General features: G+C 64.5%; 9 protein-coding genes and 2 pseudogenes. 5 read left to right on the forward strand and 6 right to left on the reverse strand.

Going from position 1 to position 11,806, the window contains the following annotated elements:
* The first annotated feature begins 157 nt into the window (after positions 1 to 157).
* Positions 158 to 766, forward strand: a complete 609-nt coding sequence (locus B8V81_RS09385; protein WP_101808209.1) for a hypothetical protein — start codon at positions 158 to 160, stop codon at positions 764 to 766.
* Positions 767 to 833: 67 nt separating this feature from the next.
* Here the strand turns inward: B8V81_RS09385 and B8V81_RS09390 are convergent, their stop codons facing one another.
* From B8V81_RS09390 to B8V81_RS09400, 3 genes are all read right to left on the reverse strand, one after another.
* Entirely contained in the window at positions 834 to 1,835 is a 1,002-nt protein-coding gene (locus B8V81_RS09390) for an inorganic phosphate transporter (protein ID WP_028598700.1), read from the reverse strand.
* Positions 1,836 to 1,856: 21 nt separating this feature from the next.
* On the reverse strand, positions 1,857 to 2,465 hold the full coding sequence (locus tag B8V81_RS09395; RefSeq protein WP_043111216.1) for a DUF47 domain-containing protein: 609 nt from the start codon (positions 2,463 to 2,465) through the stop codon (positions 1,857 to 1,859).
* 211 nt (positions 2,466 to 2,676) lie between these two features.
* The gene (locus B8V81_RS09400; RefSeq protein WP_028598698.1) at positions 2,677 to 3,756 is read right to left on the reverse strand and encodes a DUF3048 domain-containing protein; all 1,080 of its coding nucleotides are present in this window, start codon (positions 3,754 to 3,756) and stop codon (positions 2,677 to 2,679) included.
* A 197-nt stretch (positions 3,757 to 3,953) separates the two neighbouring features.
* On the opposite strand from B8V81_RS09400, the gene B8V81_RS09405 reads away from it, so the two are divergent.
* From B8V81_RS09405 to B8V81_RS09420, 3 genes and pseudogenes are all read left to right on the forward strand, one after another.
* A complete protein-coding gene (locus tag B8V81_RS09405; protein WP_028598697.1) occupies positions 3,954 to 5,060 on the forward strand; it encodes a GerAB/ArcD/ProY family transporter in 1,107 nt (368 codons plus the stop codon).
* 338 nt (positions 5,061 to 5,398) lie between these two features.
* Positions 5,399 to 6,732: pseudogene (locus B8V81_RS09410) on the forward strand (spore germination protein).
* Positions 6,733 to 6,744: 12 nt separating this feature from the next.
* Positions 6,745 to 7,887, forward strand: a complete 1,143-nt coding sequence (locus tag B8V81_RS09420; RefSeq protein WP_028598696.1) for a Ger(x)C family spore germination protein — start codon at positions 6,745 to 6,747, stop codon at positions 7,885 to 7,887.
* A gap of 39 nt (positions 7,888 to 7,926) precedes the next feature.
* Here B8V81_RS09420 and B8V81_RS09425 read toward each other — a convergent pair whose 3' ends face one another.
* The gene (locus B8V81_RS09425; protein ID WP_028598695.1) at positions 7,927 to 8,748 is read right to left on the reverse strand and encodes an alpha/beta hydrolase family protein; all 822 of its coding nucleotides are present in this window, start codon (positions 8,746 to 8,748) and stop codon (positions 7,927 to 7,929) included.
* A 197-nt stretch (positions 8,749 to 8,945) separates the two neighbouring features.
* Here B8V81_RS09425 and B8V81_RS25755 point away from each other — a divergent pair.
* Positions 8,946 to 9,260: pseudogene (locus B8V81_RS25755) on the forward strand (winged helix-turn-helix transcriptional regulator); the annotation flags it as partial.
* Positions 9,261 to 9,622: 362 nt separating this feature from the next.
* Here B8V81_RS25755 and B8V81_RS09435 read toward each other — a convergent pair.
* Together B8V81_RS09435 and B8V81_RS09440 are read right to left on the reverse strand one after the other, a co-directional pair.
* Positions 9,623 to 11,032 carry a sensor histidine kinase gene (locus tag B8V81_RS09435; RefSeq protein ID WP_028598693.1) on the reverse strand — a complete coding sequence of 470 codons (1,410 nt, stop codon included), beginning with the start codon at positions 11,030 to 11,032 and terminating at the stop codon, positions 9,623 to 9,625.
* Positions 11,029 to 11,799, reverse strand: coding sequence for a response regulator transcription factor (locus B8V81_RS09440; RefSeq protein WP_101808265.1), 771 nt, complete (start codon positions 11,797 to 11,799; stop codon positions 11,029 to 11,031). Before B8V81_RS09440 ends, B8V81_RS09435 begins: the two co-directional genes overlap by 4 nt.
* Positions 11,800 to 11,806 lie beyond the last annotated feature (7 nt).

Here is an 11,806-nt window from a genome sequence, read left to right on the forward strand (position 1 = left end):
CTCCGCGGCGCCCTGTCCTCCCGCCGCCCGTGCCAGTCCCCGACTGGGTTTTTCGGCAAAAACCGGGCGAACGTCCAACCCAAACGCCGCTTTAGGCCATACACTGGAACAAACGCGGAGTTCGCCCTCCGCAATCCCACAAGGATGTGAAAGCCAAGTGAATCCGAACTATCCTTCCTATTACCCGCCTATGCCGCAGCGCAATACGCCTGCCGTCCCGGCGCAGGGAAGCATCTTTCCCGGTCTCGGCGAAGGGTTCCCTTATAATCAGCTTCCCGCCCAGTCGCTGTTCGCCCCGCCGCCCTCGCTGATGCCGCCCGGCCCGGCGCCGTCGATCGGCCCGCTGGCGACGCTGGAAGGCGCCGCTCTGCCTACTGCGGCAGCGGCGGAGACGGAAAAAAAGGGCAGCCTGTTCTCTCTCGACAAGCTGACCGAGCTCAAGGGCTTCGTCGATCGGATCGGGGGTCTCGACGGCATCCTCGGCACGATGACCAAGGCGCAGAAAATCATCGGCAGCGTGCAGCAGATGGCTCCGCTCGTCAAGGTGATGATGGGCACATTCGGCAGCAAGAAAGGCTCCGACAAGTCCAAGATGGTCGATCTGGAGGACGACGAATGGTCGCCGCCGAAGAAGAAGCGGACGAAAAGCAAGAAGCGCCGCACCGGCGGAGGCGGCTATGCCAAGGGCGGCCGCAGCCGCAAGCGCCGCACCGGCGCCAAGCGGCGTCCGGGCGCCAAGCGCCGCAGGCCGAAGCAAGAAGAATAGGACGAAAAAAGCCCGCTTTCCCTCGGTGAAGGGAGAAGCGGGCTTCGACTTGAAAAGGGGACGAACGCTACAGGAACAGCCACTCGATGATCTGGTAGATCAGCGCGGCCAAGCCCATGGAGATCGGAATCGTGATGACCCAGGAGACGACGATCCGTCCGGCCATGCCCCACTTCACGCCAGAGAAGCGCTTCGCGCTGCCGACGCCGAGCAGCGAGGACGTGATCGTATGGGTCGTGCTGACCGGGAAATGCAGCATCGTCGCCGTCAGGATGACGGAGGCGGCGCCGAGATCGGCGGCGAAGCCGTTGATCGGCTCGATCTTGAAAATCTTCGTGCCCATCGTCTTGATGATCTTCCAGCCGCCGACCGAGGTGCCGAGCGCCATCGCCGTCGCCGCGGACAGCTTGACCCAGAGCGGCACGTCCATGTTGTCCTGGAGTCCGGCCGACACGAGCGCGAAGGTGATGATGCCCATCGCCTTTTGCGCGTCGTTGGTGCCGTGCGTGAACGACTGGAACGCCGCGGTCATGATCTGTCCGGTGCGGAAGCCCTTGTTGATCTGATGCGGGCTCGACCTGGCGAACACCAGCTTGAGCAGCGTCATCAGCAGATAGCCGACGACAAACGCGATGATCGGCGAGAAGATGAGCGCCTTGATGATGTCCGAGAAGCCGCTGCCGTTGATCGCGCCGAATCCGGCCGACGCGACGACCGCTCCGGAAAGGCCGCCGATGAGCGCATGCGACGAGGAGGACGGGATGCCGAACCACCAGGTGATCAGGTTCCAGATGATCGCTCCGAGCAGCGCCGCGATGACGATCTCCTCGCCGTGCTGCAGCGTGGTCGGATCGGCGATGCCGCCGCCGATCATCTTGGCGACGCCGGTGAAGCTGAGCGCTCCGACGAAGTTCATCGTCGCCGCCAGCAGGATGGCGACGCGCGGCTTGAGCGCCCGCGTCGACACCGAGGTCGCGATGGCGTTGGCCGTGTCATGGAAGCCGTTGATGAAGTCGAACGCCAGCGCCAGGAACACGACGACCGCCATAATTATCAATACTGTATCCATCGTTCAGGTCGTCTCCTGTCCTTAGCTGTTGCGCATGATGATCGTTTCAAGCGTGTTGGCGACGTCTTCGAAGTAATCCGTCGTCTTTTCGAGCATTTCGTAAAGCTCTTTGCGCTTGATCAGCTCGATCGGATCCTTCTGGTTCGCGAACAGCGCCTTGATGCTCACGCGCAGCAGGTCGTCGGCCTGGTTCTCCAGCTCGTTGATCGCGATGTTCGGCTCGCGGATCGCCAGCAGCTTCTTCTGCGTGAGCAGATAGATCGCGTTTTTGACCTGGTGGGCGCAGCGCACGAGGTTGTCGGCGAACAGGCGGATGTACTCGTCCTTGTCCGTCACCTGGTACATCTCGAAGCGCGACGCGCAAGCCTCGATCTCGTCGACGACGTCGTCAAGCGCGGTCGTCAGCGCCATGATGTCCTCGCGCTCGATCGGCGTGATGAACGTCTTGTTGAGCTCGATGATGATCGTATGGGTATAGCGGTCGCATTGGCTCTCGTATTCTTTCATCGCCTTGGCGAACTCGCCGACATTCGACAGGTCGTCCACCCCGCGCGCGAAATACTCCACGCTTTCGACAATCGAATCCGCCATTTCCTCCAGCGTTTTGAAGAAGATATTCTTCTTAGCCATGTTCGTCCCCTTTGCTTTCAAAAAAATGGTTAGACAGCCCTTTTCAGGCCCCACTTATCTTATCACAGTTCATCCGGGTGGTGTAAAGGATTTGTAAACGCCAGCGCCTCGAAAAATCGAATTTTGTCGAATTTTCGCCCTGGTTCATTTTGCCCAAAACGCGCGAAAAGACCCTGCCGTCAAGGCAGGGCCGAAGGTTCGTTGCTGGAGCCTAAGGCAGCACCGCGAGCCGCTGCTCGAGACCCGGCTTGTCGGGCACGATCAGCACATGGGTCTGGCCCGGGTACAGCGGAGCCTCCGTCTCCGAGTCGTAGAACCGGATCGGATCGTCCGTGCCGCTCCTCTTCCACTGAATGTCTCTCGCCTGGCCGCGCTGGAACAGCTTCGCCCGGCCTCCGCGATCCAGATCGACCTCCCGCCGGCCGACATCGTCCAGCACGCGGTGGGGCGCCTCGAGCACGACGACGTTGGCCGCCTCCAGCTGCTTGCCGTCGTTCAGGTCGACATGCGGCTCGCCGTTGATCGAGCGCTTGTACGTCAGCGACTCCGCATCGTAGCGGTACGACACCTTGTACGACTGGAGCAGGAACGTGACCTCAAGTCCCGACGACGGACTGCCGGGCGGCGCCTGCTGCAGATCGGAGACGAACGGCAGCGTGCGCACCGCGCCCGTCTGGGCGGTCTCGAATTTCTTCTTGGCGGCGCCGGCCGCCAGCTTCTCGAGGCTCGTGTACAGATTATGCGGAGCCTTCCTGGACTTGTCCCTCCAGAAGTAAGCCCCTGCATTCGTAATCTCGTCCATATGGTCGAGCTTCTCCCGCGACAGCATCGCATAGCCGTCCGGACTGCCGCCGGAATGGATCAGGATCGCGTCCTGGCTTTTGCCGACGTCGATGAAGTACGGCCGGATGCTGCGCACCGGGCCGATCGCCCCGTCGAAGGCGCGGCTCTGGAAGACGGCCAGGAAACGCGTGATCTCGCCTTCCGCGAGCACCTCGTACAGCAGGTCCGCCGAGCCCAGCCCCGACTGCGGCCTCGCCTTGGCGTGATTGTTGATCATCACCAGATACGGCCGGCTGTCGATCGGCCCCTGCAGCGCTTCTCCCGTGAGCGGCGCCGTGAAGGCGGGAGCTGCGGACGGCGCCGGACTCGGCGAAGCGGTCGGCAAGGCGGTCACGCTCGGCGGGCCGGCCGTCTCGACGGGAGCGTCGGCCTTTTGCGAGCAGGCGGAGAGCAGCATCGACGCCGCGGCCGCCATCAGAAGCCATTTACCGGTCATGGTTCCAGACATGCATTCATCCCCTCCGTTTCCATCATAGACCAGCCGGATGCGCTTGGGAACCTTTTTCGCCCCCGCCCGGGAGGCGCTTCCATCCTGCAAGAACCTTCCTCCAGCGGATAGCAATGCCTGCGCCGATCCATACTAGCCGCATGGGCCGGCGTCGCCCGAGCGACCCCAGGCATGCGCGAAAGGAGGCACGGAATCCCATGCCGATCTCAAACCGGATCAGCGTCTGGACATGCATCATCATGCTGCTGCTGAGCAGCGGAGGCGTAGCGAACATCCTCGTTCCGCCGTTCATCTTTTCCCGATCGGGAAGCGACTCCTGGGTCGCGATCCTGCTCGCCCTGCCGCCCATGCTGCTCTGGTGCGGCCTCCTTTGCTACGTCATCCGCAAGCTGAACGGCGTGCCGATCGAGCAATGGCTGTCGGACCGGTTCGGCCGGGCCGCCTCCTGGACGATGCGCGCGCTCGTCGTCGTCCTGCTGCTCCTCCAGGCCTCCACCCTTTCCTGGGAAACGGCGCATATCGCCATCCACAGCTACATGAGCCATACGCCGGTCTGGATCATCGCGGGAGCGACAGCGGCGCTCTGCGCCTGGACCGCATCCGGCGGGCTCCGCTCGATCGCCTATGCCTGCGTCATCCTCGTCCCGATCGCGGTCATCCTCGACTCGCTGCTGCTGATGCTGAACTGGCCGAACATGGACAGCCGGATGCTGCTGCCGATTTTGGAGAACGGCATCAGCCCGGCGCTGAAGGGCATGCCGCTCGCGGCGGCGGCGATGCTGGAGATCTGGCTCGTCCTGTTCGTGCAGCAGCATGTCAAAGGCCGGTTCCGCTGGTACCAGTTCGCCCTTCTGGTCCTGTTCCTGTGCTGGCTGCAGCTCATTCCCGTCGTCGTCTCGATCTGCGTCTTCGGCTCCGACCAGGCGTTCAAGCTGCGCAGCCCGGTGCTCGAGATCTGGAAGGTGATCTCGCTCGGCCCCACGATCGAGCATATCGATCTGTTCGCGATCGTGCAGCGCGTCTCCAGCACGTTCGCCCGCATCTCGCTGCTCTTCTACTTGTCCGCGCGGCTCGGCCCGGTGCGGGGCCGACGCGGGCTGACGATCTTCTTCGTCGGCATGGCGGCGGTCGTCACCGCGTTCTCCAGCTCGAAGGTCACCGATTCGGAGCTCTTTTTCTTCCTGATCGAGTACCAGTACCCCGTCTTCATCGCCTTCGTCCCGGCGCTCACCGCGCTGCTCGCCATCCTCCTGCGCTGGCGCTCTCCGCTGCCGACGGCCGGAAAGGAGGCGGAGCCGGGATGAAGAAGCCGAACGCCAACCGGGCGGCGGGAACGGCGACGGCTTGCGGCAACGGCGGCAGCGCCGGCAACAGCGCCGGCAACGGCGGCAGCGAAGGCGAGCGCCTGCCCGGCCGGGAGCAGCTGCGCCAGTGGCTCCAAGGCAGCGACGACGTCTCCCTCCTGGACATCGAAGTAGAGGCAGAGCGCGCTAGACCGGGAGCAGAGGCGCAAGCCAGCGAGGCGCCGGACGAAGTCGACGAGGCGGAGAAGCCGCCGCGCGGGCTGCCGGAGCCGGGACCTCCCTCCGGAGCTCGTCCGCTGAAGCTGACGCTCGTCTACTGCAGCGCGATGGCCGATCCGATGCTGCTGCAAAAGGTCGTCCTGCCTCAGGCGCGCGCCGGCGTGCCCGCGCTGGCGCCGGAGGAAGCGGCGAGCGCGCGGCCGGGCAACATGGGCGCGTGGCAGGAGCTGAAGCTGCCCCGGATCTCGAAGGAGGCGCCCCATACGATCACCTGGCGCGATTACATCTGCCGGATGATCTTCGAGGCCAATGCGATCCTGTTCTGCGACGAGCAGCAGCGTGCCTGGTCGATGTCGGCCGGAACGGTGCCGGGCCGCTCTCCGTCCGAGGCCGCGACGGAGGTGTCGGTGCGCGGCCCGAAGGACGGCTTCGTCGAGCAGCTGCATACGAATACGGCGCTCATCCGCTACCGGCTCCGCACGCCGGGCCTGCGCTGCGAGCAGCTCTGCGTCGGCACGCGCTCCGGCACGAAGGCCGCGCTCCTGTATGAGGCGGACATCGCCAATCCGCAGCTCGTCGATGCGATCCGCGACAAGCTGTCCGGCATCGACGCCGACGACATCGTTTCGACGCGCCATCTGCAGGATCTGCTCGTCGACCGCTCCTGGTCGCTCCTGCCCCGGACGTCCTATACGGGCCGGCCGGACTTCGCCGTGCAATGCCTGGCGGCCGGACGAGCCGTCATCCTGCTCGACGGCAATCCGACGGCGATCATCGCGCCGGCGAACCTGTTCCTGCTGATGAAGTCCGCCGAGGATGCGCAGCAGAACTATTTCTTCGTGAACTTCACCCGGCTGCTGCGCTACGTCTGCCTGCTCGTCACCTGCTTCCTGCCGGGCCTCTACATCGCCCTGGCGGTCTACCACGTCGACCAGATTCCGTTCAACCTGCTGGCGACGATCATGAACTCGCGCCTCGGCTTGCCGCTGTCGTCAATCGAGGAGATGTTCCTCGCGCTGCTGCTGATCGAGATCTTCCGAGAGGCCGGCGCGCGGCTGCCGGGGCGATCGGGCAGACGCTGACGGTCGTCGGCGGCCTCATCATCGGGGATGCGGCCGTCCGGGCCGGACTGATCTCCCCGGTCATGATCGTCATGGCGGCCATGACGTTCGTCGCCGGCTCCACGCTGGTCAACCAGTCGCTGACCGGCGCCGTGACGCTCATTCGGTTCTATGTGTATGCGTCCAGCTCGGCGCTCGGCTTCTTCGGCTTCATGATCTCGACGATCAGCGTGCTCGTCTATCTGACGCGGATCCAATCGTTCGGCGTGCCGTACCTGACCCCGATCTCGCCGATCCAGCTCCGCGACCTGCTGCCGGGACTGTTCATCCTGCCGTTCCGCAAGCGCCCTCGCCGGGCGGAAGCGCTCCGCGTGCAGAAACCGTTGAAATGAGGTGATTGCTCCATGCGCCGCCTGCGCCTGATCGCAGCCGCCGCGCTGCTCTTGCTGCTGGCGGGCTGCAAAGGATCGAAGACGAACAACGAGCTGTATCTGAAAGCGATCGGCATCGACTATAAAGACGGCATCTACACGATGTACGTGCAGATGCTCGATTTCGCCGGCGAATCGAAGTCGGAAACCGGCACTGTGAGCGGAAAGCAGATTCCGATCTGGACCGGACACGGATCGGGGAAAAGCATCGGCGACGCCAATGCCAAGCTGATGAACAGCTCGCAGCAGCCTATGGACTTCTCGCATGTGTCGGCGCTGCTGCTGACCGAAGGCGCGCTTAAAGCGATGTCGAGCCGGGATATTTCCGAGCTGATCGCCGGGTATCCGGAGAGCCGCATGAACGTCTGGATGTTCGGCACGCGCCATAAGCTCGACGACATCTTCATCACCAAGTCCTTCTTCAACCTGTCCAACACGACGACGCTGCTGCATTCGCCCGAAGCGAGCTACAGCCAGAAGTCCGACATCGAGCCGGTGTTCCTGTTCAAGCTGCTGCGCGAGCTCCAGCATCCCGCCATAAACGGCTACGTGCCAGAGCTCATGCTCGAGGAGCGCGCCTGGGAAAAGGACGAGAAGCCGCATCCGGAGCTGAAGGTTGCCGGCGCGTTCTTCTTCCGCCAGGCGGCCTACGAGACGCGGCTGCCGATCGGCCAGCTGGAGGGCTGGCACTGGATGAATCCGCACATGGAGCAGTACTTGATCGAGATCGTGCATGACGGAGTCGACTACGGCTACGGCAGCTTCACCCGCACGAAGATCAAGCTGCGCCTGAAAGAGGACGAGCAAGGCGAGCCGGCGTTCGAGGCCCGCGTGCATGTCAAGGGCGTGCTCATGACGCGCAATACGCAGTCGCCGATGGCGGAGGTGGAGGAAGCGGCGGCAAAAATGATCGAGGCCCAGATCGTCTCCACGTACCGGAGCGCTCTGAGCCGAAAGATCGATATATTCGAACTGGAGGAGCTTTATTATCGGAAGCATCCGCGCGAATGGCAGGAGCGGACTGACGGCGGCGCAAAAACGCTGCTCAAGCCCGATTCGCTGCGGCTGGCCGAGGTGCGCGTCGATCTCGAGAGCCCCGGCAAATACAAGCCTTAGGGCGTGCTTAGGGCGTCGTCGCAGCTCCGCCCTAGCCGCTCAGATGCTCCAGTCGAGCCACTGCTCATGCCGCTTCTCCAGCTTGGCGAGCCAGTCGACGGTGACGCGGATCGCCTCTTCCTGATGCGCGCGGGTCGAGTAGGTGTGGTCCGCCTGGAACAGGATCTCCTTGTCGCACAGGCCGTCGCCGCGCGTCCAGAACACCTTTTGGTACAGGAAGCTGTAATCGGCCGGGATGACGTCGTCGCTCGTGCCGTGCACGAGCAGCACGTCGCCGCCGAAGCGCACCGCCGCCTGGAACGGCTGATGCTGCTGCAGCGAGTCGAAGAACTTCGGCTCCAGCGTGTAGCCTGCGTGGTCGGTCGAGCCCTTGAGCACGGCCTCGTCGTACCCGCTGCGGCCGACCAGCCGGACGATGTCGTTGAATGGATAGCCGACGGCCGACCAGAGGATGAGCCGGTTGACGCGCTTGTCCTTGACCGCGGCATGGAGGGCGACCGCTCCGCCCAGGCTGTGGCCGAGCAGCGTCACCCGCTGCGGATCGACGCAGTCCATCGCCAGCACGTAGTCGAGCGCGGCCCTCGTCTGGCCGATCATCGAGTCGAAGCCGAGCGCCCCGTAGCTGCCGCTGCTCTCGCCGCAGCCGCCGTAGTCGAAGCGCAGGACGAACGATCCCTGGGCGGCCAGCGCCCGGGCGGTCTTGACGAACAGACGGTCGACGCCGATCCGGCTGCCGATGAAGCCGTGGCAGATGACGACGATGGGCTGCCGCTCGCGCTCGTCGGCCGCGGACGCGGCAGGATAATGCAGCGTGGCGGTGAGCTCCAGCCCTTCATGGCGCAGAATCAGTTGTTTTTCCATCGATCGATCCATCCTTTGCGGGTTCGTTTATTAATCATATATTATTCCAACCTGTTTAATCGGGTTTAGATGTCTTCAGCTTACCATCGTTCTCGTTCGATTGTCAATCGCTCTTCTTGTTTGCCGTTTGTGACGGAGGTGTAACAGCAGTATAATGAGAAGAATTCGAATGAGGTGATGGAATGTCCCGACTGGACATGGAGCTCTGCCCGCGCTTCGAAAAAGCCGTCGACCTGCTCAGCAAGCGGTGGACGACGCTGATCGTCTACAAGCTGCTCGCGGGACCGCAGCGGTTCGCCCGCATCGAGGACTCGCTGCCGGGGCTGAGCGGCAAGATGCTTGCCGAACGGCTCAAGGAGCTCGAGGCCGAGGGCGTCGTGCTGCGGACCGTCTATCCCGAGATGCCCGTGCGCATCGAATATTCGCTGACGGACAAAGGACGCGCGCTGGAGCCGATCGTCAGCGAGATCGCCCGCTGGTCGCAGGACTGGCTGCCCGCCTCATCTCCCGACCCGGCCGAGTCTGATCCGGCTGCCTCCGGCCGCCAACCCGTACCCGCAGCCCGTGCCCGCACCGCGGGCACGGCTCGCCCAGGCGATCGCACTGTCCGAAAAGGGCCATCCTCCGCGTCGACAACGACGTGGAGGACGGCCCTTTTCGCGCGTCTCTCGCATGGAACGGCGGCGCCGGTCCATACTAGCGGTAGAGAGAACAAACGAACGTTGAAGGAGGAATCCCGATGGACGCTTTGCTCGGCTGGCTCGTCCGCCACTGGGTATCCGCGATGATCGCGGCCGCTCTCATCGTCGCTTGCGTGTTCGTGCTCGTCAATCGAAAGGCGCTGTTCTACAAGGAATAGCCGAGCCGGCCGGGATCAGCCCGGCAGGAGCGGGCCGGAGCCGTCGATCAAAGGCAGGCGCAGCTCGGCCGTCGTGCCGGCTCCAGGCTCGCTGCCGATATGCAGAGAGCCTCCGTGCTGCTCCGCGATCTCCTTGCAGATGGCGAGTCCGAGGCCGCTGCCGGGACGGGCGGACAGCCCTTTGTAGAACTTGTCCGTCACATGGGGCAGATCCTCGGGCGCGATGCCGACGCCGCTGTCGGCGACGAGCAGCACCGCCTCCGCTCCCTCGCGATGCGCGCTGACGCGGATCGAGCCGCCCTCCGGCGTGAACTTGAAGGCGTTGTCGATCAGATTGATCAGCACCTGGCGCAGCCGGTTCGGGTCGCCCCGCACGAGCAGCGGCGCCGGCTCGAGCAGGCTCAGCAGCCGCACGCCGGTCTCTTCCTGCCGAACGGCCTGCTGCGTGACGCATTCCCGGACGGGCAGGTTCAGATCCAGCTCCTCCAGATGGAGGTCCATGCTGCCGGAGCTGAGGTTGGAGAAATCCAGCAGATCCTCCACGAGCCCGGTCAGCCGCTCCGTCTCGCGGGCGATGATGCCGAGCCCTTCCTGCACCTCCTCGCGGCGGGAGCCGGGATCGGCGAGCGTCTCGCTCCAGCCTTTGATGGAGGTGAGCGGCGTGCGCAGCTCATGCGAGACGGACGAGATGAAGTCGTTCTTGAGCTTCTCCCGCTTGTTGAGCTCCACCGCCAGCGTATGCAGCGTATCGGACAGCTGGCCGATCTCGTCGCGCCCGCGCTGGCCGCTCATGCCGAGCTGCCAGTCGCCGGCCGCCATATGGCGCGCCCGGCGCGTCAGCTCGCGCAGCGGCCGGACGATGCGGCCCGCCATCCACATGCTGAGCGCAAGGAACAGCAGGATGACGGCCGCGCCGGTCAGCAGCGTCATGCGGATCAGCAGCGTCACCATGCGGTCGACCTCGCCGAGCGCGGCCGAATAGCGGACGACCGAGATGATCCTGCCCTCGCGGAGCAGCGGCGCGGAGGCGGCGACGATGCGCTCGCCGCTCGTCTCGTCCTTGCCGATCCAGGCGCTCGTGTCGCCTTCGGCGGCCCGCACGACATCGGGCGTGCGGATCGTGCGGTTGTCGCTGAAGCCGTTGGAGTCGAGGAACATCATGCCGTCGGGCTGCAGCAGCTGGATGCGGGTGTCCGCCTCGCTCATGCTCTGCAGCATGTAGCTCGCCCGCTCGTTGGCCGACATCCACTGCATCGCGCGCGCATGCAGCGACATCGAGGTGGCCACGCGCTGCTTCATCGCGCTCGAGGCGCTGCCGTAGTAGTAGTTCCAGATGAGCGTCAGGAACATGCCGCCGAGCACGACGACCGTCAGAAAGACGAGCAGCAAATAGCTGAACACCATCTTGGTCCGCAGGCTCCTCATCCCGGATCGCTCCTGTTCCACCGGTAGCCGAACCCCCATACCGTCTCGATGATCGCCGGCTCGGACGGATCGTCCTCGACCTTTTGGCGGATGCGCCGGATGTTGACGTCGACGACCTTGAGGTCGCCGACGTAGTACCTCCCCCACACCTCGCTTAAAATTTCATCGCGGCTGACGCTCTGCCCGCGCCGATCCAGCAGCAGCTTGACGAGCGACCATTCGGTCGGCGTCAGCACGATCTCGCGATCATGCTTCCAGAGGCGGCGGTCGCCGGGCGCCAGCCGGAACGGCTCGCCGCTGCGGACAGCCGCCGAGGCGGGGGCGGAAGCCGGGGCAGGCGCAGCCGCGGATGGAGCGGTCGCGGCCGCGACAGCCGCAGGAGCCGGGCCGCGCCAAGCGCCGATGTTCATGCGCCGCTGCAGCGAGCGGATCCGCGCCATCAGCTCGCCGGGGCTGAACGGCTTTTGGATGTAGTCGTCCGCGCCGAGCTCCAGCGCCTCGATCTTGTCCTGCTCCTGCGACTTGGCCGTGAGCATGATGATGCCCATCTCCGGATAGGCCTCGCGCAGCGCCGAGCAGAGCTCGAGCCCGGAGAGCCCTGGCAGCATGATGTCCAGCAGGGCGATGTCCGGCGGGCCCTGCTCCGCGACGAGCCGCAGCGCCTGCTCGGCGCTGCCGGCCTCGATCGGCTCCATGTCCGCGCGCTTCAGATTGATCCTCACGAAGCCGCGGATCGCCTCTTCGTCCTCTACCAGCAGGATCTTCACCGCCTTC

This window comes from Paenibacillus pasadenensis, assembly GCF_002864175.1.
GTDB classification, from domain to species: domain Bacteria; phylum Bacillota; class Bacilli; order Paenibacillales; family Paenibacillaceae; genus Paenibacillus_O; species Paenibacillus_O pasadenensis.

What these genes read in the sequence shown, in the direction of transcription:
- B8V81_RS09390 (WP_028598700.1), bottom strand. Translation starts at nt 1,835, where the DNA reads ATGGATACAGTATTGATAATTATGGCGGTCGTCGTGTTCCTGGCGCTG.
- B8V81_RS09395 (WP_043111216.1), bottom strand. Translation starts at nt 2,465, where the DNA reads ATGGCTAAGAAGAATATCTTCTTCAAAACGCTGGAGGAAATGGCGGAT.
- B8V81_RS09400 (WP_028598698.1), bottom strand. Translation starts at nt 3,756, where the DNA reads ATGTCTGGAACCATGACCGGTAAATGGCTTCTGATGGCGGCCGCGGCG.
- B8V81_RS09405 (WP_028598697.1), top strand. Translation starts at nt 3,954, where the DNA reads ATGCCGATCTCAAACCGGATCAGCGTCTGGACATGCATCATCATGCTG.
- B8V81_RS09420 (WP_028598696.1), top strand. Translation starts at nt 6,745, where the DNA reads ATGCGCCGCCTGCGCCTGATCGCAGCCGCCGCGCTGCTCTTGCTGCTG.
- B8V81_RS09425 (WP_028598695.1), bottom strand. Translation starts at nt 8,748, where the DNA reads ATGGAAAAACAACTGATTCTGCGCCATGAAGGGCTGGAGCTCACCGCC.
- B8V81_RS09435 (WP_028598693.1), bottom strand. Translation starts at nt 11,032, where the DNA reads ATGAGGAGCCTGCGGACCAAGATGGTGTTCAGCTATTTGCTGCTCGTC.